Origin of the sequence: Streptomyces sp. TLI_146 (assembly GCF_002846415.1) — a bacterium.
Lineage (GTDB): Bacteria > Actinomycetota > Actinomycetes > Streptomycetales > Streptomycetaceae > Streptomyces.
The window spans coordinates 7519482-7544749 of the sequence record NZ_PJMX01000001.1; the positions used below are offsets into that span (position 1 = coordinate 7519482).

The following is a 25268-nucleotide window of genomic DNA, read 5'->3' on the forward strand; positions in this document are numbered from 1 at the left end:
CGCCGAGGCCGCAGGTCACCGCGGTGCGGCGACCTCCCCCGTGACGTCTCCGTCGAAGGCGGCGGCGAGGCGCAGATAGCGGGCCGCGTCCTCGGGCCGGCCCTGGCGCTCCAGGGTGCGGCCGAGCATCAGCGTGGCGTACTGCTCGACGGGGTCGCGCTCCAGTACGGCACGCAGCTCCCGCTCCGCCTTGTTGAGCTGGGCGGAGTGGTAGTAGGCCCGGGCGAGCAGCAGTCTCGGCGCGACCTGCTCGGGCACCTCGTCGACGATGCCGGTCAGGATGCGTACGGCCGTGACGTACTCCTTGGCCTCGAAGAACAGGTGGGCGCGGTCCCAGCGCTCGGCGGTGGTGCCGGACTCGTAGTAGCTGTCGACCACGGAGGATCCTCTCGTAGCTGGTCTGCTCTGCCCTTACGGACGCCACAACACGAGATTGTGGTTGAACATTCCACAACCTCGCGGGTGCGGCGCGCGTGGGAGGCTGCCACCGGGTGCCCCGACAGGAATAGGTTGACCGACATGAGCAATCTCGATCGTCAAGCCACGCTCTCCGTGTGCGGCGGCCGCGGCTTCGTCGTCGCCGAGCCGGTGCGCGAGCTCCTCTCGCCGCGCACCGTCAAGCTCGGCGAGTCCACCGAGGTCCGCCGACTGCTGCCGAACCTCGGCCGCCGTATGGTCGGCGCCTGGGCCTTCGTCGACCACTACGGCCCGGACGACATCGCCGACGAGCCCGGCATGCAGGTGCCGCCGCACCCGCACATGGGGCTCCAGACGGTGAGCTGGCTGCACGAGGGCGAGGTGCTGCACCGCGACAGCCTCGGCAGCCTGCAGACCGTACGCCCGCGCGAGCTCGGCCTGATGACCTCGGGGCGGGCGATCAGCCACTCCGAGGAGAGCCCCCGCCCGCACGCCCGTCTGCTGCACGGCGCCCAGCTCTGGGTCGCCCTGCCCGACGCCCACCGTCACACCGAGCCGCACTTCCAGCACCACGCGGACCTGCCCACGGTGACCGCGCCGGGCCTGAAGGCCACGGTGATCCTCGGCGAGCTCGACGGCGCCGCGTCGCCGGGCACGATCTACACGCCCCTGGTCGGCGCCGACCTGACCCTGACGGCGGGCGCGGACCTCGCCCTGCCCCTGGACCCCGACTTCGAGTACGCGGTCCTGTCGATGTCCGGCGAGGCCCACGTGGACGGCGTCCCGGTCCTCCCCGGCTCCATGCTCTACCTCGGCTGCGGCCGCACCGAACTCCCCCTGCGCGCCGCCTCCGACGCGGGCCTGATGCTCCTGGGCGGCGAGCCGTTCGAGGAGGAGATCGTGATGTGGTGGAACTTCATCGGGCGTTCGCAGGCGGACATCGAGGAGGCACGGGAGGAGTGGATGTCGGGGGCGCGGTTCGGCGAGGTGAAGGGATACGACGGGGAGCGGCTCTCCGCCCCCGCGCTGCCGCCGGTGCCGTTGAAGGCGCGGGGGAGGGTGCGGTGAGCGGGGGCTGACCTTCTGGCTCGTTACGTGGCGGTCGTCAGCCCCGGCACCCCTCTCGGCGTGCCGTCCGCGTCGATCGCGACGAACGTCAGCTGGGCCGTCGCCACCTCCGTCGTGGGGCCGGACGCGTTCCAGCGTTCGGCCGTGACCTGGACGGTGACGTCCATCGAGGTGCGGCCGGCGCGTTCCAGCTCCGCGTGGACCGTGAGCAGGTCGCCCGCGCGGACGGGGGCGAGGAAGGCCATGCGGTTCACCGAGACGGTGACGGCGGGCCCGTCCGCGTGGCGGCCCGCGGCGGCCGCGGCCGCGTCGTCGATCAGCTTCATGACGACGCCGCCGTGGATGGTGCCGTACAGGTTGGTGTCGTGCTCGCTCATGATGTGCGCGAGGGTGACCCGGGAGTCGGCGGGCGCCTTGTGGGCGCGGCCGGTGGTCGTGCGGATGCCCATGGGGTTCACGGGACTCTCCTTCGCGAGTCGCGGCGGGGATCCCGGCGGTCGGTGCGAGGAGCCGGATTTCGCCAAGGTCGCGAAGGGCGTGGAGGAACGGCAGCGCCGAAGGCCACGCGCGATGGGTGCGTGACCGCCCGCTCCGCCGGCCCTCCCCTCGAAGGCCGCCGAGATCGCCGTACGCACGGGTGGCGTACGGGCAGTGGCAGGTCTTCGGACTCGCGGGCGCGCCTGCCGGTCTCCCGGCGGACCCCTACTGGCCGTCGCTTCCCGGGCCCGGTGGCCGGGCCCAGTGCTGATGACGGCGGTCGTTCCCGCTCACCGCTGCGGGGCAGTCCCGGATTCCCACCGGGTTCCCTCTTACGACGCCTCCCGCCTGGCGGACGGGGCGAACCAGCTGCGGTGACAGCGTAACCAGAGACCGGCAATCGGACGGCAACCGGCTCCGCGGGCGACCCATCACCCCTCGCCGTACCGGTGGAACCCCCGCCCGCTCTTGCGGCCCAGCAGGCCCGCCTCGACCATGCGCTGGAGCAGCGGCGGCGGGGCGTACAGCGGCTCCTTGAACTCCGCGTACAGGGAGTCCGCGATCGCCGCCACCGTGTCCAGGCCGATCAGATCGACGAGCCGGAGCGGGCCCATCGGGTGGGCGCAGCCCCGTTCCATGCCGGCGTCGATGTCGGCCGCCGAGGCGAAACCGGACTCGGCCATGCGGATCGCCGCCAGGAGGTACGGCACCAGCAGGGCGTTCACCACGAACCCCGCCCGGTCTTTCGAGCGGACCGTGGTGCGGTCCAGGACGGACGACGCGAACTCCTCTGCTCTGGCCAGGGTTTGGGCCGAGGTGTGCAGGGACGGGACCACCTCCACCAGTGGCATCACCGGCACCGGGTTGAAGAAGTGCAGCCCCACCACCCGGTCCGCGCGCCCGGTCGCCATGCCCAGGCGCATGATCGGGACCGACGACGTGTTGGTCGCCAGGATCGCGTCCGGGTCCTCCACGGCCTTGTCGAGCGCGGCGAACACCTCGGCCTTGAGCGCCGGGTCCTCGGGGACGGCCTCGACGACCAACTGCCGGTCGGCCAGGTCGTCCAGGCTGCCGCTGAACACGAGCCGGGCCAGGGCGTCGTCCCGCTCGGCCGGTGTCGCCTTGCCCCGCTCGACGGCGCGGTCCAGGGAGTGGACCAGCCGCTCGCGCGCCGCCCGGGCCGCTCCCGCGTCGGTCTCGCAGACGACGGTGTCGAGCCCGGCCCGGGCACACACCTCCGCGATCCCCGCCCCCATCTGGCCGCCCCCGACGACCCCCACGCGCTGGATAGTGCTCATGATCCCTCCGTACGTTGTCGGCAAGCCCTCGTGGGCGGACGCGCTCGCACGCGGACGCGCGCACGCGTCAGTGGAACTGCTCCTCCTCCGTCGACCCGCGCAGCGCGAGCGTCTCGGCGGCCGGGTTGACCGCCGTCGAGACGAGGTCGAAGTAGCCCGTGCCGACCTCCCGCTGGTGCTTGACGGCGGTGAACCCGTCGCGCTGGGCGGCGAACTCCCGCTCCTGGAGGTCGACGTACGCCGTCATGCCGGACTCCGCGTAGCCGTGCGCCAGGTCGAACATGCCGTGGTTGAGGGAGTGGAAGCCCGCCAGGGTGATGAACTGGAAGCGGTAGCCCATCGCCCCCAGTTCGCGCTGGAACTTGGCGATCCGGTCGTCGTCCAGCGCCGCCCGCCAGTTGAACGACGGCGAGCAGTTGTACGCGAGCATCTGGTCCGGGTACTGGTCGTGGATCGCCTCGGCGAACGTACGGGCCTGCACCAGATCGGGTGTGCCCGTCTCCATCCACAGCAGGTCCGCGTACGGGGCGTAGGCCAGGCCGCGCGCGATCACCGGGCCCATGCCGGGCTCGACGCGGTAGAAGCCCTCGGCGGTGCGCCCGCCCGTGGCGAACCGGGCGTCCCGCTCGTCGACGTCGCTGGTCAGCAGGTTGGCGGCGAGCGCGTCGGTGCGGGCCACGATCAGGGTGGGGACGTCGGCGATGTCGGCGGCGAGCCGGGCGGCGTTGAGGGTGCGGATGTGCTGGGCGGTGGGGACGAGGACCTTGCCGCCGAGGTGGCCGCACTTCTTCTCGGAGGCGAGCTGGTCCTCGTAGTGGATGCCCGCCGCACCGGCCGCGATCATGGCCTTGGTCAGCTCGAACGCGTTGAGCGGGCCGCCGAACCCCGCCTCCGCGTCCGCGACGATCGGCGCGAGCCAGTCCGTGGTGTCGCCCGCGCCCTCGGCGGTGGCGATCTGGTCGGCCCGCAGCAGCGCGTTGTTGACGCGGCGCACCACGGAGGGCACGGAGTTCACCGGGTAGAGGCTCTGGTCGGGGTAGGTGTGACCGGCCTGGTTGGCGTCGGCGGCCACCTGCCAGCCGGAGAGGTAGATCGCCTGGAGCCCGGCCTTCACCTGCTGGACGGCCTGGCCGCCGGTCAGCGCGCCGAGCGCGTGGATGTAGTCCCGCTCGTGCAACTGCCGCCACAGCCGCTCGGCGCCGCGCCGGGCGAGGGTGTGCTCCTCGCGGACGCTGCCCGACAGCCGTACGACGTCGGCCGCGCTGTAGGTGCGTTCGACCCCCTTCCAGCGGGGCTCCGATGCCCAGCGCCGGGCGAGTTGCTCGGCGGCTGCCGTGACGTCCTGTGCCATGTCCGTCTCCTGGGAGTGCGAAGGGTGTTAAGGAGGGTGGGGGAGTCGTCGCCGGGGATGTGCGGCCGCCCGGAGCCGTACGCCCGGTGAACGGGGAACCGCGCCGCCGGGCAGGTCGGGATCGCCGGGAGTGGAGTGGAGCGGCTTCCCGACCGGTCGGCCCGGGGCTTCGTTCCGGGCGGCCGCGGTACGACTGTGGCAGGGGCTCCGGGCGGGTGTCGATGCTGGCCAAAAGCCATGTTGTGCGAATCTTCCGGCCCGGATCTGCCAACTTTGCCAACCCGCCCGTGAGTTACGCTGATCCACGTCCGATCGGCTCGCGGGGCGCGCGCGCCCACCCGCACGCGAGGGACGCGAAGGGGGACTGGGTGAGCAGGACGTACGCCGGTGCGCGGCTTCGGCGGCTGCGCGAGGAGCGTCGGCTCAACCAGGCCGAGCTGGCCAGGCTGCTCGCGATCTCGCCGAGCTATCTGAACCAGATGGAGCACGACTCGCGCCCGCTGACCGTGCCCGTACTGCTGCGGCTGACCGAGGCGTTCGGCGTCGACCCGTCGTTCTTCTCCGAGCACGACACCACCCGGCTGCTCGCCGGACTGCGCGAAGCCATGGCCGACGAGGTGTCCGCCGCCCGTGTCTCGCCCTCCGACCTCGCCGACCTGGCGGCCAGGCTGCCGGCCGTCGCCGAGGTGCTCCTGGACCTCGGCAGACGCAACCAGGACCTGACCGAGCGGCTGGCCGAACTGACCGACGGACGCGACGACTCGGCGCCGCCGGTCGCGGCCCGCACCCCGCACGAGGAGATCCGCGACTTCTTCTACCGCCGCCAGAACTACCTCCACGACGTGGACCTGGCCGCCGAGGAGCTCGCCGCCGAGGTCGGCATCCGCCCCGGCGAGGTCCGCCGCGCGCTCGCCGCGCGCCTCGCGGACCGCCACGGTGTGCGTCTGGTCACCGAGGACGGCGATCGGCTGCACCGCTACGACCCGGCGACCCGCGTCCTGCACCTCTCCCCGCGCCTGCGCCCCGGCCAGCAGGCGTTCCGTCTGGCCACCCAGCTCGCCCTGCTCGAATACGCCGACGAGCTGTCCCGGCACGCCGCCGAGGACTTCGACCCGGCGGCCCCGGCCTGGCCGCTCGCCCGCATCGGCGTCGCCAACTACTTCGCCGCCGCGCTGATCCTCCCGTACCGCACCTTCCACGCGGCGGCCGAAGAGGTCCGCTACGACATCGAGCGGCTCGGCGACCGCTTCGGCCTCGGCCACGAGACCGTCTGCCACCGGCTGAGCACCTTGCAGCGTCCGCGCGCCCGTGGCGTGCCGTTCTCGTTCGTACGGGTCGACCGGGCGGGCAACATGTCCAAGCGCCAGTCGGCGACCGGCTTCCACTTCTCGCGAGGCGGCGGCACCTGCCCGCTGTGGAACGTGTACGAGGCCTTCGCCTCGCCCGGCCGGATCCATGTGCAGATCGCTGCCATGCCCGACGGGCAGCGGTATCTGTGGACCGCCCGCACGGTCAACCGGCACCGCGGCGGGTGGGGCGAGCCCGCCAAGACGTTCGCGATCGGCCTCGGCTGCGAGCTGCGGCACGCCTCGCGGCTGGTCTACTCCGACGGGCTCGACCTGGACAACGCCTCCGCCGCGACCCCCATCGGCATGGGCTGCCGCATGTGCAAACGGCTGGACTGCCCCCAGCGCGCGGTGCCCCCGCTGGGCCGCGCCCTGGCGATCGACGAGAACAGCACGACGTTCGTGCCCTATCCGGTGGCCGAGGGCGCCGACCGCGAGGTATGAATCGGCGGCGCGGTCACATGGCGTGGCCGCTGCCGTACGGGGCGTACAGATCGAGCAGTCTGGTGCGGGCCGCGTGCAGCCGGTGGGCCAGGACGCGGCTCACCCAGCCGGTGACCGCCGCGCTGAAGGCGGGGTCGGACTCCATCTGGGCGCGTACGGCGTGGGCGTCGAACTCGAAGGCGTGGACGGGTGTCTTGACCTCGGCGCCCAGCTGCCACACATAGGGGCGGAACAGCCAGGACCAGCCCACCAGTTCGTCGGAGCCGAGCGTCTCGATGACGGCCGGGCGTCTGCCGGGGACGTGCATGTCGAGGGTGACCGTGCCCGAGCGCAGGACCCAGAACCGGTCGGCGTGGCCGCCCTCGTTGAAGAGACGGGTTCCGGAGGGGAAGTCGACCTCGTGGGCGAGGCCGGTGAGGCGGGTGCGGTGCTCGTCCGCCAGGGCGCTGGTGAGCCGGGGGAGCGCGGGACTGCTCATGGGCGGCCTCCTTGTCGAGTCCCCCTGGTGGCGTTTCCCCTCCAGTGTCACCCGCCCGCGACCAGGACCGCCTCCTCCAGGGTGGGAACCACGCGCAGCACCGCGCCCAGGCCCGACAGCGCCAGGATCCGCAGCGTGAACGCGTGCGCGCACACCACGGTGAGAGTGCCGTGGCGGGCGGCCACGCGGCGGCGGGCGGAGCTGAGCAGCCGCAGGCCGGAGCAGTCGAAGAAGGTGACCGCCGTCAGGTCGATCACGACGTGGGGCTCGTACGGGGCGGTCACCGCGTCCAGGTGCGGGACGACCTCGAGGGCGGTGGCGATGTCGATCTCGCCGCGGAGGGCCAGCACGGTATGCCCGTGCAGGCGGTAGACGCGCGACGGTGGAGCGAAGTCCGGAAGGACGGTGACCATGTGCTCACCTCGGCGGAGGCGACCCGCCCGCCGGGGGCGGACGGAGGAGAGGGGGTGGCGGACGACGTGCGGTGGAACGGTGGAGACGTTCGGCCCCACGTGTGCAGAACCGGAGCCTCCGGTGTGTGCATGCCCGTCCCAAGTGGCCGTTGAACATGGTGCGTTGGCATATGACGAATCGGTTCGGCAGACAGTCCGGCGGTCGGCCGACGAACCGTCAGGAACCGTCGTCCGTGGGGGTCGCCCCTGGCCCTACTCCGAGCAGATCGTCGATGCCTGCCTTGATGCGCTCCGGTGTCACCCGCCGCCCGACGGTGAGGTGCTCCATCAGGCTCGGGACGAACGGCGCGAGCAGCAGATGGGCCAGGACCGCCGTGTCCGCCTCGGGCCGCGCCTCGCGCAGGAGCATCGACACATGGGTGTGCAGCGTCGCGTACACCCCGCTGGTGTAGCGCGCGCTCGGTGACGCGGCCTCCGCCAGCTGCATGATCTCGCGCTGCTCCACGATCCGGTCGGCGAGCGCGTGCAGGAAGGCGCGCAGCCGTTCGGCGGGCGGGGCGCCCGGGCCGAGCGGCGGGGGGCCGGTCAGGAACGACTGCTGGAAGCGCTGCTCGCTGTCGTCCAGGAGGGCGAAGAGGAGCTGGCTGACGTCGCCGAACCGCCGGTAGACCGTGCCGACGCCCATGCAGGCGGCGTGCGCGACCGCGTTCATGGTGACGGCCTGGGGCCCCTGCTCGGCCACCAGACGAGCCGCCGCGTCGAGGATCTTCCGGCGGTTGCGAGCGGCGTCGGCGCGCTCGGGCGGGGCCTGGCCCGTGACGGAGAGTTCGATGCGGGTCATGTCCCGAGGCTATCGGATAGCTATCCGCTTCGCCCCGCGGTGCCGCAGGGCAGGGGGCAGGGGCCGGTGGAGGCGGGCAGGGGCGGTCTCCCAGAAAATCGCTTGCGAAGTGGATTGCTATCCGCTTTACTCGATCCCGTCGGAACCGGATACCTATCCACTTCTCCGGTCCCGTCGTCCGTCTTACGAAGATCTCTGCTTGGGAGGGGCCTCGTCATGAGTGCCAAGGTTGCGGTCGTCTACTACTCGGCCACCGGAAACGTCCACCAGCTCGCCAAGGCTGTCGCGGAGGGGGCGGAGAAGGCCGGCGCCGAGGTGCGGCTGCGCCGGGTCCCCGAGCTGGCCCCGGACGCCGCCATCGACGCCAACCCGGCCTGGCGCGAGCACGTCGAGGCGACCAAGGACACCGTCGAGCTCGCCACACTCGACGACCTGGAGTGGGCCGACGCGTACGCGTTCGGCTCGCCCACCCGCTTCGGCAACATCGCCGCGCAGCTGAAGCAGTTCATCGACACCACGGGCGGCCTGTGGCAGCGCGGTGTCATGGCCGACAAGCCCGTCACCGGATTCACCAGCGCCCACAACAGGCACGGCGGCAACGAGTCCACCACGCTGGCCCTGTACAACACCTTCCACCACTGGGGCTCGATCATCGTCGCCCCCGGCTACACCGACCCGGTGGTGTACGGCGCGGGCGGCAACCCGTACGGCACGGCGCACTTCGGCACCGACGCCGTCGCCGAGGAGACGCTGGTCGCGGCCCGCTACCAGGGTGAGCGTCTGGCCACGATCACGGGACGCCTCCAGGCCGGCGCCCGCTGACCCTGCGGCTGCCCGGGCGCCCCTGACCGTACGTAGCGGTCGGGGGCGCCGACGCGTACTCGGGCGTTAGGCGTGGACGCTGAGGGGCACCCGTACGAACCGACCGTACGTGCAGTCGAGTTCGGAGGTACAGCCATGGGTCTGGGCGGATGCATTCTGCTGATAGGCATCGGAGCGATTCTCACGTTCGCGGTCGACTGGCACGTTCAGGGCATGAACATCCATGTGGCCGGTCTGGTCCTGATGGCCGTGGGCATCATCGGAACCGCCGCGTACGTGAGCATCTTCAAGCGTCGGCGGGTCCAGCCGCCGCCTCCTGCCGCGCCGGTGGTCGAAGAGGACCGCCGCTACTACTGAGGCGTGGAGGGCCTGGGATGGAACCCCTGTCCAAGAAGGTGACGACGGAGTCGACGGGCTTGGTCGAGGCGGCGGTCCTCGCCCTCGACTGCGCCGAGCCGGAGACCCTGGCGGAGTTCTACGCCCGGCTGCTGGGCGGCGAACCCCCCGGAGAGGACGAACGCTGTACGGAACGGATCGAGATCACCGGCCGCGGCGGTACGCGGATGGCCTTCCGCCGCGACCACGGCGCGGCCCCCAACAGCTGGCCCCGCCCCGACGACTCCCAGCAGGCGCACCTGGAACTGCTGGTGGCCCGGGAGGACATGGACGCGGTGGAACGCCAGGTGATCGCGCTGGGCGGCCGTCCGCTGGACACGAAGGACAACGGCGGGCCGCACGACACCAGGCTGTACTCCGATCCGGCGGGGCATACGTTTTCGCTGCGGAGCCGGTGAGCGCGGGCGGTCCGCCGGGCGCGGAGGCGGAGCGGTCAGTCGATGCCCTGCCCGAGCAACTGCCATGCGGTGAGGGCCAGTCTCGCCCGCATCAGCCCGGTGGGCTCGGTGAGTTCGATGTCCAGGGTCCTTCCGATCTGTTCGAGCCGGCGCGCGACGCTGCTGTGGTGCAGGTGGAGGCGTTCGGCGGCCCGGCGCAGGGAGCCGGTGGCGCAGTAGGTGTCCAGGGTCTCCAGATCGTCCGGAGTGTCGGCGATGCGGGCGATCGCGGCCACGTCGGCGTTCTCCCGCGCGGTCTCCTGGGGTATCTCGGCGAGCAGGGCCAGCGCCCCCAGGCGGTCGTAGTGGACGACCGGTTGGCGTGGCGTGGTGAAGCGGAGGGCGGTGCGGGCCTCGCGCCAGGACCGGTCGGGGGCTTCGGCGGCGCCGATGCCCGCGCGTACGCCTGCCGGGAGGCGGTTCGGGTCCAGGGCGGTGGCGAGGATGACGCCCGCGTCGGCGAGTGGCGCCGCCTTGACCGGACGGTCCGGGCAGAGCAGCCCGGCGACCTGGTCGAGGGGAAGGCGCGACCGTACGGCGGCGACGCGCACCGGAAGGCCGGGGGCGAAACCCAGGAGCCGTAGCGCCCGGGCTCTGGCGGCCTCGTCGATGTCGGGGCTGACCGCCAGCTCGACCAGTGCGGGGTCGGCCATGGTGGTGCGGGCCGGGCCGTACCTCTCGACGACGGCCGCGGCGGCGATGGCGAGCCGTTCGAGCAGCACGTCGTCGAGCGAGCCGGGGGGGCCGGGGCGCTCCAGCCACACCGCGCCGATCTCCTCGTCGTCGAGGGTGATCGGCACCGTGGTGGAGGCGGGCCGTGGAGGTGTGGCCGCTTCTCTGCCGTCGGGCGAGAGCCGCAAGGCCCGCCTGGAGCTGTGCAGTCGAATCCCGGCCACGCATTCGGCGAGCCCCGCGGAGGCGCGTGCGAGCGCCGGGAGATCGACGCGTCGGCGCATGAGGGTGTCGTAGAACATGACGACGCGGATCGCGCCTTCGACGTGCGAGTCCAGTTGCGACAAACGTATGGCCAGTGCCTCCATGCCTGGAGGATAGGCGGTGACAGGCGAGGTCATGGGGCGGGCGCCGATCGGTGCGTGATCGGGGCGAGTTGCCCGACGTATGGCGGATGACCTTGGTGGGCGGCGGCGGTGAGGATGGTCGACATGGACCCCGAACTCGAAGCATTCATTCCGTTGTTCCCCCGAGCCGACCTGACCGACCCGGTCGCCGAGCGCAAGAACTTCGCGGAGCTGGCCGCCGCGATCCCGGCGCCGGACGTCACACGTATGGAGGTGGAGGACCGTATGGTGCCCGCCGATGTGGAGGTGCCGGTGCGGATATACCGCCCGCACCGAGCGCAGGGCGCCATCGTCTGGTTGCACGGCGGTGGATTCGTCATGGGCGACCTGGACACCGAGCACCCGTGGGCCGCGCGGCTCGCGGACAGCTCCGGCGCGGTGGTGATCTCGGTGGGCTACCGCCTGGCTCCCGAGCACCGTTTCCCGGCCGCGCTGAACGATGCGTACGCCGTGCTGGCTTGGGCCGCCGAGCATGCGGCCGAACTCGGTTTCAATGTGGGGCGCATCGCGGTGGGAGGCCACAGCGCCGGCGCGGCGATCGCCGCGGCGGTGGCGCTGCGGGCACGGGACGAGCGGGGCCCGCGCATCTGCTTCCAGCTGCTGAACCAACCGGGCCTCGACGACCGCCAAGAGACCTGGTCCGCGAGGCAGTTCACGGACACACCCTGGATGAACCGCGACAAGGTCACCGCGATCTGGCGCCACTACCTGGGCCCCACACCCGCGTCCCCGTACGCGGCCCCCGCCCGGGCCACCGACCTGTCCGGCCTACCGCCCGCATACCTCACCACAGCGGAGTTCTGCCCGAACCGCGACGAAGGCATCGGCTACGCGTTGCGTCTGCTCCAGGCGGGCGTACCGGTCGAACTGCACCAGTGGGCGGGCACGTTCCACGGCTCACAGGCGATCTTGTCGGCCGAGGTGTCCCAGCGGCAGATGGCGGAGCTGGGGGCGGCGTTGAGGCGGGGGTTGGTGGGGTGAGGTGGAGAGGGCGCGCTCTGCCTGGTTGGTTGTAGGCCTACTCGACCACTCGGTATCCGCTGCGCACACACCGTCCGCTACTGTTGAACGCGTTCAAGTTGGCGCGTAGGGCCGGCGTGGGGTGCTGTGCGGCGGGGCGAGAGTGGGGGGTGCCTGAGATGGCGCAGAGTGCGAGTGGGAGTGCTGCCGGGCACACGGGATCTGTGCCGTCGTCGGTGTCGATGGCTGTGCTGTGCGTGACCGTCGCCGCGCTGGCATTGGTATGGATTGAGTGGTTCGGCAGTTCCCTCGGGGCCGCTGTGTTGCTGATTCCTGTCGCCGTCGTGGTTGGGCCGGTGGTGCTTTGGTCGGTGAGCGCGGCGGTGACCGTCGCGTACGTCCTGCCTGCTGTAGCCCTTGCTCATTGGTTCGTGCGGCGCACCGGCCGCACGAACCAGTGGCGGTGGGTGGCCGCGAGTACCGCACTCGGGCTGCTGCCCGCGGTCGGCCTGCCCACGATGGCCCGGATCCTGCACGGCGGGCTCCATGACTGGCGCCAGATAGCCGTGCAGGGTCTGGTGTTCGCGGGTGTGCTGTGGGTTGTTGCGACTCCGGCCGCTCTTGCCGCGCACATGGCCGTGTTGCGGGAAGGCGCAGGAGAGCCGGTCCGGCCGGTTGGCGACATCCTCCTCTGGGGGACGCTGGGGCTGTCGATCGAACTCACAGGGTGGCTGGCATGCCTCTGAACCAGGCGGTGGGTTGTGAGTGGACCGCCGTGCACCCGTAGCAGTCGTGCTTTTGTCGGTGTGATCAGGCGACCAGCTCGCTGATCTCGAACAGATGCTCGTCAGGGTCGCGGAAGAACGCCCGGATCTCGTATCCGCGATCCACCGGCGGGGTGAGGAAGCGCGCCCCACGTGCCCGGAGCGTTTCGTACGCGCCACGACAGTCGCGTACTCGAAAGATCAGTTCGGCGCTGACCCGGTCGGGATCCGTGGGCGGCGTCATGGTCACGTTCGGCTTGTCCTCGGTGGGGCCGCCGCCCGGGACCAGGAGCAGCCAGCCGCCCAGCATTCGCAGCACGCACGCGGACTCGTACTCGTGGTCGACGTGCGCGCCCAGCACCTCCTCGTACCACTGACGCGAAGCTGCGACGTCGGAGACGACGAGCAACCGGGTCATTTCCATGTCCTCGGTCGGGAAAGCACTCACGGGGCACACCTCCTTGGGGCGAAACCCCGCCGCTCCGGGGTGGCCCTTGTTTCTCATCGTCGGGGGTTGTGCCCGTCGCGCCACCGGAGCCAGCCGCATGCACCTACCGAGTCGCCAGCGGTGCGGGGGCGAGCCACGATGGGCGGGCACATCTCGTATGTCTCGCGTATCCCGATGCGGGGAGGCTTGATCCCATGGCCGCAGACACCGCGCCCGAGCCGGAACGCGGGCCCGTAAGAGTGCTCGTCTTCGGGGGCTCGCTGCGCGCCGGATCCCTGAACGGGCGCCTTGCCTCGCTCGTCGCCCGGCTGGTGGAACGTACCGGCGCGGCAGTCGAACTCGCCCATATGCGGGACTTCACCATGCCGGTCTACGACGGGGACGTCGAGACGACCGAGGGACTGCCGCCGGGCGCACTGGCTCTGCGCGAGCGCATCGAGGCGTGCGACGGGTTCGTGATCTCCGCTCCCGAGTACAACGCGTCGGTGTCCGGGGTGCTGAAGAACGCCATCGACTGGGTCTCCCGTGTCCGCCCCCAACCGTTCAAGGACAAGCACGCGCTACTCGTCTCGGCCTCGCCCTCCATGGTTGGAGGAAACCGGGGGCTGTGGGCGCTGAGGGTCCCGCTCGAACACCTCGGCACCCGCGTCTACCCGGACATGTTCAGCCTCGCCAAGGCGCACGAGGCTTTCACCGAGAGCGGTGACCTGTCCGACTCGGCGCTCCAGGAGCGCCTGGCGGACACGGCGGCGTCGTTCGTACGGCTGGTGGAGGCCGACACCCGTTACGTATGTCTGCAACGTCGCTGGTACGAGTTCCTGGGGGACCGCACGGACGCGCCGGTCACCCTGCGCGCCCAGGACTGAGCGTCTTTCGGGGCGCCGTGGCGGACCGTCACAGCGACGTCCCCCCGTCTTCTCCGTCGTGCGGGGACCACGGCGGCGTCCAAACAGGCCATTGTTTAGGTAATTTAGCTATTTCGAGACATTTGATCATCATTTCTTACATGATGTGAATATTTTCCGTATAGGTTAGGTGTTGTCAGTCGGAGAATTTCTTCGGCTGTACAACCGAAAGGCTTACCTCATGCGCTCCATGCGCACCATCGCCATCCCCCGAAGCCTTCTCGTCGCCGTGTTCGCCGTAGCCGGCCTCGCCGCTACCCCTGTCCTCGCTTCCGCGACGGCACAGACCAACACGGGCATCGCCCGCACCCACACCGGCCTTGGAGCCCTGGGGCTCCCCGGTGGCAACGGAGCCAATGGAGTGGGGAGCAACGGTGGGATCGGTGGCCTGGGCGGCACCGGTGGCGCGGCCGGCGCCAACGGCAACGGCGGCAACGGAGGCGCGGGCGGCAACGCCAACGGCATCCTGAGCGTCGGCGGCGCCGGTGGTGCGGGAGGTGCCGGCGGGGCCAACGGTAATGGCGGCACTGGCGGGTTCGGTGGCGCAGCCACACTCAATGGCACCGGTGGCAAAGGCGGCGTAGGGGGCGTCGGCGATGCCGGGGCCGGTATCCCCGGTGGCACGGGCGGCAACGGTGGTGCCTCCACAGCGGGAGGCGGCCACAAGGGCGGTACGGGTGGCGCCGGCGGCGCTGCCAGCCCCGTATGCCCGGGCAAGCCGGGTGGCAACGGCACCGCTGCGACGTTCGGTGCTGACGGCACCACAGGTGTCACCGGCGCTGCCGGTCGCACCACCCTTCCCTGCTGAGCGCCGCACGACCTCGCACGACCAGTGAAAGGCCGGTCCTCTTGCCCCTTCAGGGGTGGGAGGACCGGCCTTTCGCGTGGATGCCGAGGCGCGAGGGGGGGGGCGGCCACATCGGCCGACAGGAAGCCTCCGCTCCCTCGAAGAGTCTGGCACCATGCAGCGACATCGCAGTGTGGGACAGCATCGACCCAAGGAAGCAGGCATCGAAGATGACCGATCCCGACGGTACGAGGCAGCACCATCCGGTCGTCGTTGCGCACCGAACCCACCGCGCGGGCGACGCCCAGTTGCGCATCGCCGATGCGATCACCAAGTTCGCCGGCTCCATGCCGTTCGTCTATCTGCATGCCGTCGGCTTCGCGCTCTGGATGCTGTTCGTGGAATCCAACCCATGGCCCACGCTGACCCTCGTCGTATCCCTTGAGGCGATCTTCCTTTCGACGTTTGTCATGATCGGCCAAAACCGGCAGGCGGAGTTCCAGCAGGCGAAAGCCGATCACGACTTCGTCGAGCAGGAACTGGAGCTCAAGACGAACACCGAGCTGACCAGGGCCATTCACACGATGACCGCGGAACTCCACCGTCGGCTGCTGACCACCCCCGAGACGCAATAGCGCCGCCGTAGTCTCCAATTTCGGTCTCCTGTGCGCGGCGCCCAGGACTGAGCGCGATCAGTCGGTGTCGAGGCCGTCGATCAGCCGGTTGAGGAACCGGGTGAAGGTAGCTTCGGGGGTGAGGGGGCGGCCGGGGGCGGAGAGGGCTTCGGCGAGTTCCGGGTGGTGGCCGTCCGTGGCGACGGCGGCGAGGTAGCGGGCTTCGGCGGCGGCCCGGTCGGGCGACTGCGAGGCGGTGGCCTGCGCGATCTCATGCGCGGTGTGCCCGGCCACGAATGCTGTGAGCTGGGCGAAGACCTCCAGCTTCGCCGCACCGTCCAGCCCGGTGGGCCGCAGTGCGGCGAGCGCGCGCTCCAGGAAGGCCAGGGTGTTGGGCCCGGGGACGCGGCGGCCGGTCAGGGCGGCGGGCAGCCAGGGGTGGCGCAGCATGTGGGCGCGCTGGAGGTGGGCGATGGCCTTCAGGTCGGCGCGCCAGTCGCCGGTGGGTGTGTCCGTCGTCGGCAGTTCGCCGCTGACGTGGTCGACCATCAGGTTCAGCAGCGTCTCCTTGTCGGGGGCGTAGCTGTAGAGCGACATGACGCCGGCTCCGACCTGTGCGGCGACCCTCCGCATGGTGACAGCTTCGAGCCCCTCGGCGTCCGCCAGCGCGACGGCCGCGGCGGTGATCGCCTCTCGGGTGTAGGCGGGCTTGCGGCCTCGGCGGGGCTGGGCGGGGCTCAGCCAGAGCTGCTGAGGATCGATGCCCGGGGCGTCGTTCTCTCCCTCGCGGGACATGGTCCCTGCTCCTTCCCTTGATCGCGGAGGCCTTGCGGGTGTCAGTCAAGCATGCTCTATTCTCGTACAGTGTACGGAAATGAAGGAGGGGAAGGAACGATGACATCCCGCACGCACGGTCCTGCTGTGCCGAGGCCGACCTGGGCAGCGCCTTCCGGGAAACCGCCACTGTCCTCGCGGATGCTGAGGGCGACTTGGCGCCGCCTCCCGGCCAAACTGCACGAGGTTGGGTGGGAGCCGGGGCTGGTGGTACCGGCCGACGACGGCAGTCCGCTGATCGCTGACCACTACTTCCCGCGCGTCGACGGGAGTGGCGCCGGGGGCGACTTCCCCACCCTCCTGGTGCGTTCGCCGTACGGCAGGGGCCTGCCGTGGTCGCCCATGTACGGCCTGCTCTTCGCCGAGCAGGGGTTTCATGTCATCCTGCAGAGCTGCCGTGGCACGGGTGGTTCGGGGGGCACCTTCGACTTCTGGCGCAACGAGGTCGCCGACGGCCGGGCCACGGTGTCCTGGCTGCGCGAACAACCCTGGTTCAACGGAACACTCGGGACTGTCGGTCCCAGCTACCTGGGTTACGTGCAGTGGGCCCTCGCCGCCGACCCGCCGCCGGAACTGAAGGCCATGGTGGTGCAGTTGGGCCTGCACGACCCCTACGCCCTGTTCCACGCGGACGGTGTGCTGCGCCTGGAGACCGCCCTCGCCGTCGGTGTAGGTATGAACTACCAGCACCAGGGCATGGCACCGTTCCTGAAGGCGACCCTGCGCCTGCAACGCCGTCTGGGTGAAGTCACCACCGCGAAGCCACTGCGCGGGGCGTACGTCTCGGCCTTCGGAGGTGAAGTGCCCTGGTTGGACGAGGTGATGGCCCACCCGGACGCCAAGGACGCGTACTGGAACGGCGCGTCAATGGCACAGTCGGCGGAACGGCTCAGCGTTCCCACAGCCCTGATCACCGGATGGCACGACGCACTGGCCGACCAGACCTTCGAGCAGTACGACCGGCTGCGGCGGGCCGGATGTGACACCTCCCTGCTCGTCGGCCCCTGGACGCATACCTCCGCCCTGCAACAGGGGTGGCCGGAGGTGTTCGCCGAGAGCCTGGCCTGGCTACGCGCCCACCTCGGCGCCGGTCCCTCCGATCTCCGTCCCACGAGGGTGCGCGTGCACGTCGGCGGCGAGAACGCCTGGCGCGACCTCGACGACTGGCCGACGGCCACCGCCGCCACCCCGTGGTTTCCCACCGCCGAGGGGCATCTCACCCAGCAGGCCCCCACGGACTCCGCACCGCTGACGTCGTTCCGCTACGACCCGGAGGACCCCACTCCGTCCCTCGGTGGCCCGTTGCTCTCCCGCACGGCCGGTTCGCGCGACAACAGCGACCTGGAGGCCCGCGAGGACGTACTGACGTTCACCGGCCCGCCGTTGACCGAGCCGGTGGACATCCTCGGCCCGGTCTCCGCGTGGTTGAGTATCTCCACGGCCACCGGTCACGCCGACCTCTTCACCCGCCTGTGCGACGTGGACCCGCAAGGCCGCTCCGTCAACATCTGCGACGGCCTTGGCCGTCTGCGTACGGAGGGGGAGGAGCCGTCGCAGATCACCGTCCCGATGAGCTCGACCGCCCACCGCTTCGGCGTCGGCCACCGCATACGCTGGCAGATCAGCGGCGGCGCCCACCCGCGCTACGCCCGCAACCCCGGCAACGGGGAGTCGCCGCTGGACGCCACCACTTTCACACCGGTGCGTATCACGCTCCATGCGGACTCGGCGCTGATGCTTGCGACGCGTACGGCGGTGCGTGCTGCCGAGGCCGAGGACACCGTTTGACCGGTCTGGGACCGTTCCTGGCTCAGCCGACGAAGTCCTGTGCCCACCAGTAGTTGCCGTTGCCGTCGACCGTGACGCCGACGCCGGTGTACTTGTAGGCGTCGCCCAGGATGTTCTGCTCGTGCAGCGGTTCCTTGATCCACGCGTCGACGACCGAGGGGGCGTCCTTCCAGAAGCCGGGTGCGCCGGCCGCGTTCTCGGCGAGGGGCCCGACCGGGCGGGAGTAACCGTACCGGGCGAGCGAGTCGCGGATCGCCGCGAAGGTCCAGTGGCCCTGCTGACCACGGCGGGCCTGCTCGTTGGCCTCGTCCTGTGCGGCGCGGGCCACGGCGTCGTCGTACTGGAGCGCCGCCTTACCGTGCTGTACGCGGTAGTTGTTGACCAGGTCGAACACCTGGCGCTGCAGTGCGGCAGGCGGGTTCTGGCCCTGGTCGCCGCCCCACTTCCACACCTGGGAGGGCGTGAAGTTGCAGGTGTAGATCTGTACCGGGGTGTTGTCGGCGGTGTTCCCGCCGGAAACGTCCAGGCACTTGTTGGACCGCGGGTTGATGAGCACGTCGCCCTGGTAGCGGACCCACTTCTGCGCTGGGCTGCCGTTGCAGTCCCACAGCTGCACGGGAGTGCGGTCGGTGGTGCCGCTGGAGGCGACGTCCAGGCACTTGCCTAACGCGCTCACCGTCGAACCGATCTCGCCGGGCTGCTCGGTGTAGGTCCATCGCTGGGACGCGGTGCCGTTGCAGCCGTAGATCTGTACGGGGGTGCCGCTGGCCGTCTTCCCGCCGCGGACGTCGAGGCACTTGCCCCCGAGCCCGACGACCTGACCGGTCAGCTGCGCCGCCTGTGCCGCCTGCGCCGTGGCCGGAACGGCGGCGATACCCATCGCGGCGACGGCCAGCGTCCCCCATATGTGCGACTTCTTGAGTGCCAGTGTCATGACAGTCGGTCCTTGCCCTCGAATCCGCGGCCCGGGTGTGCCACCAGGGCCGTTCATGTCGTCGAGGACGCTAGGGACGGGCTCTCAATATCGAATAAACGCCTTGTCAGCGGTCTTGGTCGGCGCCCGAGAAGGGCGTCAAGCCCCGTACGGCCTCCGCGTCGCCGTCGACGGGAGTCGCTCAAGTCCGAGTGGCGAGCCCACACCCCTTGCCGGTCCGCTGCTCCAGCGGCGCGCTGCGGTCGTACGGGTCGATCCCGGGGCCGTCACCCGTCCCGGCGGTGTTTCCCGCGCCGAATGTCGGGACGAGGTAGCCCGTCGTGGTGCCGCAACCGCCGTTGGTGATGTGGACTTTGTACGAGACGACGGAGAACGTTCCCGGCTCGGTGATCACCTTCGCGGGGTTGTCCCAATTCACCACGACTTCGCGCCGCACGATCGTACGCTCGACCTCGTCGCTGCCCGCAGCTGCGCGCACAACCGGGTATACGTAAGTGATGTCGGTGGACACCTGGAGCGCGCCGCGCTCACCTTGCTGATACGTCATCCGGCCCCGTGTCTTCACCACGTCCCCGACGAGACGTGTACGCGTCTTGTCGAACCGGCTGAACAGCAGCAGCGGGTCGTTCTTCTCGGTGGGTGTGCGGAACGCGGCCGACAGATAGTCCTGGACGTCTTTCTGGTGCGGATTGATCCGGGCGATCGCCTTGGTGGGGTGATCGCCGTTCAGTACCGCCGAATCCAGGCTGGCGGCGACGAGGAAGTCCCGGGTGCGGCCGAGTGCCTGTGCCACCTCGGCCGTACTCATCCACCCGGTCGCCTTGGCCTCGGGAACTGTGATCCCGGCGGCGTTGTCGGCCCAGCGTGCTGCAGGTGATCCCCTGAAGGGTTGGTCGAGGGTGGGCCGTTCCGCAGCCGGTGTGGGCGGCGGTTGGTCGGGGCGTCCCGACTCGGCGGCAAGAGGGGTGTCGGCCTGTGCGTCATCGCCGAACCATCCGACGACCAGCCCCGGAGACAAGGCCACGACCAGCAGAACGAGCGACGCGAGGAAGCCGACGACGTACCAACCCTGCTTCCTCCGCCTCGGCCGGGCAGGCGAGTGGCCACGCCACACCTGCGGCGACTCGGGTTCCTCACGCAGCCGCCGAGCCACCATGCGGGCTCGCGCGGACGGCTCCTTGGGCGCGTCCGCCACGCCGTCCGCGGACTCCCGAAGAAACCGCTCCCACTCCTCATCAGGCACCGACGATCCGCCGCCGTGCTCCGCAACCCCACCCACGCCAATTCCCCCTGCGTCACCCACCGCCCAGGCCCTCCCCGGCGGCCTGCCAATGGTCGCACAGCGGGTTGCTGGACCAGGTCTACGGTGCATCGGTACGGGCGCTCGGTAGGGCAGTGGCATCGTCCATGACGCCCGATCCCCAATGGCGCCCGCTGCTCCATGGCGCCCGGTTCCTCAGACTTCCGGCTCCGAGCGTTCCGCGCCGCCCCGGTGCAGTACCGCTTCCCGGGCCCGCCGGGCGGATCCCTCGGCCGCGCTCCGGCCGGTTCCCCGGTCGGCGACGATCACTGCGCCCACACTGCCCTTGTCCGCCCAGCCGCACGCTACTTCGGGGACGCTGGCGGCGGGTTTGTACGTCACGCACTTCATCCAGCCGCCGTAGCGGCCCGGGTCGGCGTTCCACTCGGCGCTGACGGTCAGGCCGGAGCTCTCCAGGCCGTGGCGCAGCTCGTCGAGGAGGTCGGGGGTCATGGCATGGAAGTCGCCCGTCGCACCGAGGACGACAAACGCCGTCCGGCCGAGCTCCTTGTCCCCGTAGACATAGGTGAACGTCTCGCGCGCCACACCCGCGAAATTCCCCTTCAACTGGTCGGCCATACCTTGCTGGACGGGTGTGAGCTCCAGCCTGTCCAGGCGGCCGAGGCTCGTGGGCGCGGCGACCGTGTAGCGGGGATAGTCGCGGTACTGGATCTGCGACCAGGTCACGGAACCGGCGGCCGCTCCGACGGCGGTGGCGAGGACGAGCGCGCCGGTGATGCGGTCACGTGGGGTGGGGGCCGGTACGGGCGGCAGCACCGGGAAGGTGAGGTCCTGCGGGGTGGGGGAGGGGGCGGGAGAGGTGTGTGTCCGGGCCCTGCGTCGAGCTCCGCGCAGGACGAGGTGCAGGGCGGCTGACGGCAGGAGCGGGAGTACGGCGGCGCACGCGGCCCATGCCGGGAGGGGTACTGCGGGCACGGCGAGGAGTATCGCCGCGTAGGCCACCCAGGACAGCAACGTGCTCGCCAGTGGGCGCACGACCATCAGGCGCAGCGGACTCCGGCCCGGCCGGACCAACGCGCCCAGGGTTTCGGCGAGCACCGCGAGGCGTTCGTCTTCGGGGCGGGCGCCTGCCTGGATCCGGGCCCGGTCCGCGGCCGTGCGGGGGGTGGGAGAGAGCCTCAGTACCAGCCGCGCGTCGTGGCGCTGCACTCGGGCGGGCTCGGGTACACCCTTGCCCCCGGCAGCACGCTCGGCCCGGAGCGCCTGGACCGAGCCCGGGGCCAACTCCCGTACGCGTGCGGCGAGTTCCGGTCCACGACGGTGACGTCCGGGCCGTTCCAGGTAGTCGGCGTTGAGGCACAGTTCCGCGTAGGCGGACAGCAGGTCGATGTCGTCGGGGAAGGCGTCCAGGCCTGCACGGTATGCGACCTCGGCGCGGTCGTCGTGGTCGTCGTCGCCTTCGGCGGCGTGCGCGCGGCCCAGGACGGAGTAGAGGCGGGCGCTGGGCCGCACGCCGGCGTCCAGCGCGCGCCGCGCAACTTGCCGGGCCTCGCTGAACCGTCCCTCGTGGAGCAGGACCTCGGCCTCCTCAGCTGCGGCTGCGGCTGCGGCTGCGGCGGCGGTTGCTGTGTCGGCTGGCGCGTTGGTGGCGGTGTCCGCCTTCGCGTCACCCGCAGCCTCAGTCTCCGCTTCCGCTTCCGCGCATGCCGAACTGTCTTCTTGCCCCTTGGCCTGCATGATTTCCCACCCTGTGAACGCTCCGAACGGTTCGGTCAGAATTCCGTTCAGTGGGCAACTATTGTTGCTGGGTGGTGGGACGGTCAACCGGGTTGATCAGTGACCAATGCCAAGGCTGGCCCGGCCCTACGCTCCGACCTGCGGTGGTACCGGTCGGCGTGGTGCGTTGCGGCTCGGCAGCAGGGCCGGTGTGGCCGAAGGTGCTTCCTGCGCGGAGGGAAGCCTCGCACGGTCGAGACGCCCCCGCATGCGGGTACCAAACTGATGCCGCTCCGAGCAAAGATCATTCCGGGAAACCGGCCTCCGGTGCCGCCGCAGATCGCGATGCCGACGGGACGCTGGTTCGCGTAACGGATGAGGCAGCCTGCCGATGTGCAGGCCGAGGGGCCGGTGGCGGGCTTGGTGGTCTCCAGGCCTTCGCGCACGTAGTCGAGGCGGTCGGGGGGGGACAAGCCAGACGATCTCGGCCTCGTCGGTGAGCCGGTCGGGCGCTGGCCGGTGCATACACATCCTCTCCAAGAGCAACGTGCCCAGTGTCCGTCGAGTATTGCGGCTCATGGCGGCGGCACCTGGCGGCGCCGTCGTGGTGACCGGCGGCCGTTGTGTGCCAGGGGCTCAGAAGGACTGAGTACGGCGACTCATGCTGTGGACCAGCGCGTTCTCGTAGCGTCCAGCTCATGATCCGTATGGGAATAACGCCCGCCCCGCGCCGCTCGCGTGCCGCGATGGGAGCCATAGTGCTCGGCTGCACGGTGCTCGTCGGCGCGGCGACCGTCGCGGCTCGGACGGTGCCTGCGGCCCTGCACAAGATCGCGGCAGGGACGCCGTATCCGACGGCCGACCCGGATGCGGCCGCTGAGCGTCTGCAGGGGTACTCCCGCCAGGCGTACACGGCGCTCGAACTACCCGAGCCCACCACAGTCGCTCTGAACAGCCTGGATTCCGGGCCCTGTTACTCCCACGGGTTCATGCAGATCGACAAGACGGAGCCGGGCGTGGTCAGCGTTCGGCACTCCTGGGGTGTCGCACGCGTCCCGCAGGTCACTGCCGACGCGGCTCTGGACCGGCTGGAGGCTCGGCTTGCCGCCCGGGGGTGGACGCGGACCTCCGATGATGACCGAAGCGGTCCGGGATGGAGCGAGCTCGGTTTCCGCTACGAGGATCCGCACGGCGGCGACAAGCTCGACGCGCACTGGAACAGCTCCGGCGGCGGCCTGTACGTCGACGTCTACGCCCCCTGCGCCACGATCCCGACCGGCAATCCGGCCCACGACGACGCGCCCCTGACGTGGACGCCGCATGCTCCCTTCCTCGCCACCAGCCGGCGCGGTTCCTGAGGACAGGGGTGGGCCCGGGCCCGCCTGCGGTGGCGCAGCGTTCAGGGCTGCTGGCGGTTGAGCGCGCGGAGCCGGTCCAGGGAGGAGTGGTCGGCCGGGGCCGGAACGTACTGGCCGGCATTGGGAACGAAGTAGCCCCGGGTGCCGCGACGGCCCTGGCCGCAGGTGCGCGGACCCAAAGCCCGGTCAGTTGCCCGGGGCTTGGTGGTCGGGATCACCCCCGCAGGCGCGGGGACCACACGATGCCTGCGGCGCCCGCGTTGCTGCCGCCGGGATCACCCCCGCATGAGCGGGGGACCACAGGCCGCGACCTGTGGGTTCGGTCGGTCGGGGAGTGGATTCTACTCACTTTCACAGAGTCTGGCATTTCCATCAAATAGCCAATGTTGGCCGAAAGTTGTAGCTCGTGGGGGTGCTTCTCGCAGCAGGTCACCGGTGCTCCAAGCATCCGCAGTGCCCTTAGAACTCCTAACAGAATGATCAGCACCCGCCCCCGGGGACTGGTCGGCTGAGGGCGTGTGCATGATGAGTCGGCGCACTCACACGGCCCAGGAGATATGACATGACCGAGCGCGGTCCAGTGGACCTCATCCACCTTGTTGATGAGGAGAACAGCGTGGTCGTTCGGGTAGCGGGGCCAGCATTCGCAGTGTCCCCATGGGACGGCTGCCTTGAAGTCGACATCGTGGTGACCAGCGAGTTCGCGAAGGGCCACCTCGCAGGGGTGTGCCTACTGCCCGAGGATCTGGATGATTGGGCAGAGGCGCTCGAACTGCTCGCCGTTGGCCAACCGGCGCACTGGATGGACGACGGTCGGAACCCGGAGATCCGGATCACGCCGAAGGGGCCGTATCCTCCCGCGGTGAGATCCTCAACGCGATCGAGGTGGTGGTGAGGGACACAACGGTGTCCCTCACGTCGGTTTGTGTATTGGCGCGCCTGCCCGACGACTGGGTCGATGCCCAGCGTCTGCGGCTCGCCCAGGTGCGTGCCGCGTGGCCCTTCGGCCAGGGTTGAGGACAGCAGCTCTCAGCTGCGGGTAGTGGCCTCACGGGTGATGAGGCGCCTCCAACAGATGAGTGCGCATCCGAGCGTGAGGAAGGCTTCGTGGATGTCATCGCGGATCTCCCACCGGATGCGCAGGCGGCGGAACCAGTGCAGGTGGGCGAAGGCGCGTTCCACGACCCAGCGTTGGGTTCCCAGTCCGGAGCCGTGTTCGGTACCCCGCCGCGCGATCAGCGGTTTCACTCCGAGTGCGCGGACGAGGCGGCGGTACTTGTCGTGGTCGTAGCCACGGTCACCGAGTACGACGTCCGGGCGGCGCCGGGGCCGGCCGCGCTTGCCGCGTACCGGCGGAACGGCTTCGAGCAGCGGAATGAGCTGGGTGACGTCGTTGCGGTTGCCGCCCGTCAGGGTGGCGGCGAGCGGGATGCCGGTGGCATCGGTGATCAGGTGATGCTTGCTGCCGGTTCTACCTCGGTCCACGGGGCTTCGTCCCGTCTTGGGCCCCCTTTTAGCGCCCGGATGTGGGAGCCGTCGACCGCCGCCCGGGAGAAGTCCAGGGCGTTCGCGCTGCGCAGCTCCGCCAGGAGCACCTGGTGCAGCCGGGGCCACACATCGGCCTCGGTCCACTCGGCCAGGCGGCGCCAGTACGTCATGCCCGAACCGAAGCCGAGTTCCTGCGGCAGGTGTTCCCAGGCGATCCCGGTGTGCAGGACGAACAGGATGCCCTGAAACATCAGCCGGTCCGGATGCCGCTTCCGTCCCGGATGCGGAGTTCGGCGTTCCATCTTCGGCAGCAACGGCTCGATCACCGCCCACAACTCGTCATCCACATGCCACGGCTTCGGACGAGCCACCCCACACCCCCGGATCAACAGTCCCGGAGCGATCCAACCACCTCGAAGATCATTTCGTTAGGAGCTAACAGAGCGGATGTCGGCGGTTCGGAACCGTGCGTGCTCGCTTCGCCGCAGAGCCGATCACGGCGGGAGATGTTGATCTCGCCCGGTTGTTGGCCCGGGGGAAGGGG

At 70.4% G+C, this 25268-nt stretch carries 28 protein-coding genes and 1 riboswitch; of the genes, 14 read left to right on the plus strand and 14 right to left on the minus strand.

The genetic code is table 11. The annotated features are described in order from the left end of the window. Positions 1-15: 15 nt before the first annotated feature. Positions 16-378 carry a M48 family metallopeptidase gene (locus BX283_RS33455; protein ID WP_101391159.1) on the minus strand — a complete coding sequence of 121 codons (363 nt, stop codon included), beginning with the start codon at positions 376-378 and terminating at the stop codon, positions 16-18. A 141-nt stretch (positions 379-519) separates the two neighbouring features. Here BX283_RS33455 and BX283_RS33460 point away from each other — a divergent pair, with 141 nt between their 5' ends. Next, positions 520-1485: a pirin family protein gene (locus BX283_RS33460; protein WP_101391160.1), complete on the plus strand. Its 966-nt coding sequence runs from the start codon at positions 520-522 to the stop codon at positions 1483-1485. A 23-nt stretch (positions 1486-1508) separates the two neighbouring features. On the opposite strand, the gene BX283_RS33465 is transcribed toward BX283_RS33460, so the two are convergent. From BX283_RS33465 to aceA, 3 genes are all read right to left on the minus strand, one after another. Next, on the minus strand, positions 1509-1934 hold the full coding sequence (locus BX283_RS33465) for an acyl-CoA thioesterase (RefSeq protein WP_101391161.1): 426 nt from the start codon (positions 1932-1934) through the stop codon (positions 1509-1511). Positions 1935-2120: 186 nt separating this feature from the next. Continuing rightward, a riboswitch (cobalamin riboswitch) is annotated at positions 2121-2347 on the minus strand. A gap of 46 nt (positions 2348-2393) precedes the next feature. Next, positions 2394-3260, minus strand: coding sequence for a 3-hydroxybutyryl-CoA dehydrogenase (locus BX283_RS33470; protein ID WP_373979318.1), 867 nt, complete (start codon positions 3258-3260; stop codon positions 2394-2396). Between the two features lie 67 nt (positions 3261-3327). Next, complete coding sequence (gene aceA / locus BX283_RS33475; protein WP_101391162.1) at positions 3328-4611, minus strand: isocitrate lyase; 1284 nt, start codon at positions 4609-4611, stop codon at positions 3328-3330. 368 nt (positions 4612-4979) lie between these two features. Between aceA and BX283_RS33480 the strand changes: the two genes are divergently transcribed. Beyond that, on the plus strand, positions 4980-6401 hold the full coding sequence (locus BX283_RS33480; protein WP_101391163.1) for a short-chain fatty acyl-CoA regulator family protein: 1422 nt from the start codon (positions 4980-4982) through the stop codon (positions 6399-6401). A gap of 13 nt (positions 6402-6414) precedes the next feature. On the opposite strand, the gene BX283_RS33485 is transcribed toward BX283_RS33480, so the two are convergent. The 3 genes from BX283_RS33485 to BX283_RS33495 form a co-directional block, all read right to left on the minus strand. Then, positions 6415-6879 (minus strand): Crp/Fnr family transcriptional regulator, encoded by a 465-nt coding sequence (locus BX283_RS33485; protein ID WP_101391164.1) that lies wholly within the window; start codon positions 6877-6879, stop codon positions 6415-6417. A 47-nt stretch (positions 6880-6926) separates the two neighbouring features. Further along, entirely contained in the window at positions 6927-7292 is a 366-nt protein-coding gene (locus BX283_RS33490; protein WP_101391165.1) for an STAS domain-containing protein, read from the minus strand. Between the two features lie 217 nt (positions 7293-7509). After that, positions 7510-8133, minus strand: a complete 624-nt coding sequence (locus BX283_RS33495; protein WP_101391166.1) for a TetR/AcrR family transcriptional regulator — start codon at positions 8131-8133, stop codon at positions 7510-7512. 216 nt (positions 8134-8349) lie between these two features. On the opposite strand from BX283_RS33495, the gene wrbA reads away from it, so the two are divergent. The 3 genes from wrbA (at position 8350) to BX283_RS33510 (ending at position 9749) form a co-directional block, all read left to right on the plus strand. Continuing rightward, on the plus strand, positions 8350-8955 hold the full coding sequence (gene wrbA, locus BX283_RS33500; RefSeq protein WP_101391167.1) for an NAD(P)H:quinone oxidoreductase: 606 nt from the start codon (positions 8350-8352) through the stop codon (positions 8953-8955). Positions 8956-9168: 213 nt separating this feature from the next. After that, positions 9169-9312, plus strand: a complete 144-nt coding sequence (locus BX283_RS42490; RefSeq protein ID WP_373979319.1) for a hypothetical protein — start codon at positions 9169-9171, stop codon at positions 9310-9312. A 17-nt stretch (positions 9313-9329) separates the two neighbouring features. Beyond that, complete coding sequence (locus BX283_RS33510; protein ID WP_101391169.1) at positions 9330-9749, plus strand: VOC family protein; 420 nt, start codon at positions 9330-9332, stop codon at positions 9747-9749. 35 nt (positions 9750-9784) lie between these two features. Here BX283_RS33510 and BX283_RS33515 read toward each other — a convergent pair whose 3' ends face one another. Then, positions 9785-10828, minus strand: coding sequence for a CdaR family transcriptional regulator (locus BX283_RS33515; protein ID WP_101391170.1), 1044 nt, complete (start codon positions 10826-10828; stop codon positions 9785-9787). A gap of 123 nt (positions 10829-10951) precedes the next feature. On the opposite strand from BX283_RS33515, the gene BX283_RS33520 reads away from it, so the two are divergent. Continuing rightward, positions 10952-11848, plus strand: coding sequence for an alpha/beta hydrolase (locus BX283_RS33520; RefSeq protein WP_101391171.1), 897 nt, complete (start codon positions 10952-10954; stop codon positions 11846-11848). Positions 11849-12051: 203 nt separating this feature from the next. Beyond that, the gene (locus BX283_RS33525) at positions 12052-12573 is read left to right on the plus strand and encodes a hypothetical protein (protein ID WP_257584042.1); all 522 of its coding nucleotides are present in this window, start codon (positions 12052-12054) and stop codon (positions 12571-12573) included. Positions 12574-12637: 64 nt separating this feature from the next. Here the strand turns inward: BX283_RS33525 and BX283_RS33530 are convergent, their stop codons facing one another. After that, positions 12638-13039 carry a VOC family protein gene (locus BX283_RS33530; protein ID WP_218976536.1) on the minus strand — a complete coding sequence of 134 codons (402 nt, stop codon included), beginning with the start codon at positions 13037-13039 and terminating at the stop codon, positions 12638-12640. Positions 13040-13233: 194 nt separating this feature from the next. On the opposite strand from BX283_RS33530, the gene BX283_RS33535 reads away from it, so the two are divergent. The 3 genes from BX283_RS33535 to BX283_RS33545 all read left to right on the plus strand — a co-directional run bounded on the left by BX283_RS33535 (position 13234) and on the right by BX283_RS33545 (position 15366). After that, positions 13234-13905 (plus strand): NADPH-dependent FMN reductase, encoded by a 672-nt coding sequence (locus BX283_RS33535; RefSeq protein ID WP_101391173.1) that lies wholly within the window; start codon positions 13234-13236, stop codon positions 13903-13905. Between the two features lie 229 nt (positions 13906-14134). Further along, positions 14135-14752, plus strand: coding sequence for a hypothetical protein (locus BX283_RS40850; RefSeq protein WP_180357324.1), 618 nt, complete (start codon positions 14135-14137; stop codon positions 14750-14752). Between the two features lie 209 nt (positions 14753-14961). Next, positions 14962-15366, plus strand: coding sequence for a DUF1003 domain-containing protein (locus BX283_RS33545; protein WP_101391174.1), 405 nt, complete (start codon positions 14962-14964; stop codon positions 15364-15366). 57 nt (positions 15367-15423) lie between these two features. Here BX283_RS33545 and BX283_RS33550 read toward each other — a convergent pair whose 3' ends face one another. After that, entirely contained in the window at positions 15424-16140 is a 717-nt protein-coding gene (locus BX283_RS33550; RefSeq protein ID WP_101391175.1) for a TetR/AcrR family transcriptional regulator, read from the minus strand. 180 nt (positions 16141-16320) lie between these two features. Between BX283_RS33550 and BX283_RS33555 the strand changes: the two genes are divergently transcribed. Next, positions 16321-17967, plus strand: a complete 1647-nt coding sequence (locus tag BX283_RS33555; RefSeq protein ID WP_257584043.1) for a CocE/NonD family hydrolase — start codon at positions 16321-16323, stop codon at positions 17965-17967. A 22-nt stretch (positions 17968-17989) separates the two neighbouring features. Here the strand turns inward: BX283_RS33555 and BX283_RS33560 are convergent, their stop codons facing one another. The 3 genes from BX283_RS33560 to BX283_RS33570 all read right to left on the minus strand — a co-directional run bounded on the left by BX283_RS33560 (position 17990) and on the right by BX283_RS33570 (position 21899). Beyond that, the gene (locus tag BX283_RS33560; protein ID WP_257584044.1) at positions 17990-18901 is read right to left on the minus strand and encodes a CAP domain-containing protein; all 912 of its coding nucleotides are present in this window, start codon (positions 18899-18901) and stop codon (positions 17990-17992) included. 181 nt (positions 18902-19082) lie between these two features. Beyond that, the gene (locus BX283_RS33565; protein WP_257584045.1) at positions 19083-20144 is read right to left on the minus strand and encodes a PepSY-associated TM helix domain-containing protein; all 1062 of its coding nucleotides are present in this window, start codon (positions 20142-20144) and stop codon (positions 19083-19085) included. 213 nt (positions 20145-20357) lie between these two features. Then, complete coding sequence (locus tag BX283_RS33570) at positions 20358-21899, minus strand: hypothetical protein (protein WP_143676516.1); 1542 nt, start codon at positions 21897-21899, stop codon at positions 20358-20360. Positions 21900-22576: 677 nt separating this feature from the next. On the opposite strand from BX283_RS33570, the gene BX283_RS33575 reads away from it, so the two are divergent. The 3 genes from BX283_RS33575 (at position 22577) to BX283_RS42495 (ending at position 24253) form a co-directional block, all read left to right on the plus strand. Continuing rightward, positions 22577-23236 (plus strand): hypothetical protein, encoded by a 660-nt coding sequence (locus tag BX283_RS33575; protein WP_143676518.1) that lies wholly within the window; start codon positions 22577-22579, stop codon positions 23234-23236. Positions 23237-23798: 562 nt separating this feature from the next. Further along, positions 23799-24131, plus strand: a complete 333-nt coding sequence (locus BX283_RS33580) for a DUF5959 family protein (RefSeq protein ID WP_101391180.1) — start codon at positions 23799-23801, stop codon at positions 24129-24131. Positions 24132-24142: 11 nt separating this feature from the next. Continuing rightward, positions 24143-24253, plus strand: a complete 111-nt coding sequence (locus BX283_RS42495) for a DUF5959 family protein (protein WP_373979320.1) — start codon at positions 24143-24145, stop codon at positions 24251-24253. Between the two features lie 12 nt (positions 24254-24265). On the opposite strand, the gene BX283_RS33585 is transcribed toward BX283_RS42495, so the two are convergent. Next, positions 24266-25026 (minus strand): IS5 family transposase gene (locus BX283_RS33585; RefSeq protein WP_218976588.1). Its coding sequence is split into 2 segments (ribosomal slippage): positions 24266-24753 and positions 24753-25026, totalling 762 coding nucleotides; the frame shifts between segments, so codons are not numbered across the junction. Positions 25027-25268 lie beyond the last annotated feature (242 nt).

What these genes read in the sequence shown, in the direction of transcription:
- BX283_RS33570 (WP_143676516.1), bottom strand. Translation starts at nt 21,899, where the DNA reads ATGCAGGCCAAGGGGCAAGAAGACAGTTCGGCATGCGCGGAAGCGGAA.
- aceA (WP_101391162.1), bottom strand. Translation starts at nt 4,611, where the DNA reads ATGGCACAGGACGTCACGGCAGCCGCCGAGCAACTCGCCCGGCGCTGG.
- BX283_RS33535 (WP_101391173.1), top strand. Translation starts at nt 13,234, where the DNA reads ATGGCCGCAGACACCGCGCCCGAGCCGGAACGCGGGCCCGTAAGAGTG.
- BX283_RS33545 (WP_101391174.1), top strand. Translation starts at nt 14,962, where the DNA reads ATGACCGATCCCGACGGTACGAGGCAGCACCATCCGGTCGTCGTTGCG.
- BX283_RS33555 (WP_257584043.1), top strand. Translation starts at nt 16,321, where the DNA reads ATGCTGAGGGCGACTTGGCGCCGCCTCCCGGCCAAACTGCACGAGGTT.
- BX283_RS42490 (WP_373979319.1), top strand. Translation starts at nt 9,169, where the DNA reads ATGAACATCCATGTGGCCGGTCTGGTCCTGATGGCCGTGGGCATCATC.
- BX283_RS33560 (WP_257584044.1), bottom strand. Translation starts at nt 18,901, where the DNA reads ATGACACTGGCACTCAAGAAGTCGCACATATGGGGGACGCTGGCCGTC.
- BX283_RS33490 (WP_101391165.1), bottom strand. Translation starts at nt 7,292, where the DNA reads ATGGTCACCGTCCTTCCGGACTTCGCTCCACCGTCGCGCGTCTACCGC.
- BX283_RS33515 (WP_101391170.1), bottom strand. Translation starts at nt 10,828, where the DNA reads ATGGAGGCACTGGCCATACGTTTGTCGCAACTGGACTCGCACGTCGAA.
- BX283_RS33495 (WP_101391166.1), bottom strand. Translation starts at nt 8,133, where the DNA reads ATGACCCGCATCGAACTCTCCGTCACGGGCCAGGCCCCGCCCGAGCGC.
- BX283_RS33460 (WP_101391160.1), top strand. Translation starts at nt 520, where the DNA reads ATGAGCAATCTCGATCGTCAAGCCACGCTCTCCGTGTGCGGCGGCCGC.
- BX283_RS40850 (WP_180357324.1), top strand. Translation starts at nt 14,135, where the DNA reads ATGCGCACCATCGCCATCCCCCGAAGCCTTCTCGTCGCCGTGTTCGCC.
- BX283_RS33575 (WP_143676518.1), top strand. Translation starts at nt 22,577, where the DNA reads ATGATCCGTATGGGAATAACGCCCGCCCCGCGCCGCTCGCGTGCCGCG.
- BX283_RS33580 (WP_101391180.1), top strand. Translation starts at nt 23,799, where the DNA reads ATGACCGAGCGCGGTCCAGTGGACCTCATCCACCTTGTTGATGAGGAG.
- BX283_RS33510 (WP_101391169.1), top strand. Translation starts at nt 9,330, where the DNA reads ATGGAACCCCTGTCCAAGAAGGTGACGACGGAGTCGACGGGCTTGGTC.
- BX283_RS33465 (WP_101391161.1), bottom strand. Translation starts at nt 1,934, where the DNA reads ATGGGCATCCGCACGACCACCGGCCGCGCCCACAAGGCGCCCGCCGAC.
- BX283_RS33550 (WP_101391175.1), bottom strand. Translation starts at nt 16,140, where the DNA reads ATGTCCCGCGAGGGAGAGAACGACGCCCCGGGCATCGATCCTCAGCAG.
- BX283_RS33470 (WP_373979318.1), bottom strand. Translation starts at nt 3,260, where the DNA reads ATGAGCACTATCCAGCGCGTGGGGGTCGTCGGGGGCGGCCAGATGGGG.
- BX283_RS33485 (WP_101391164.1), bottom strand. Translation starts at nt 6,879, where the DNA reads ATGAGCAGTCCCGCGCTCCCCCGGCTCACCAGCGCCCTGGCGGACGAG.
- wrbA (WP_101391167.1), top strand. Translation starts at nt 8,350, where the DNA reads ATGAGTGCCAAGGTTGCGGTCGTCTACTACTCGGCCACCGGAAACGTC.
- BX283_RS33520 (WP_101391171.1), top strand. Translation starts at nt 10,952, where the DNA reads ATGGACCCCGAACTCGAAGCATTCATTCCGTTGTTCCCCCGAGCCGAC.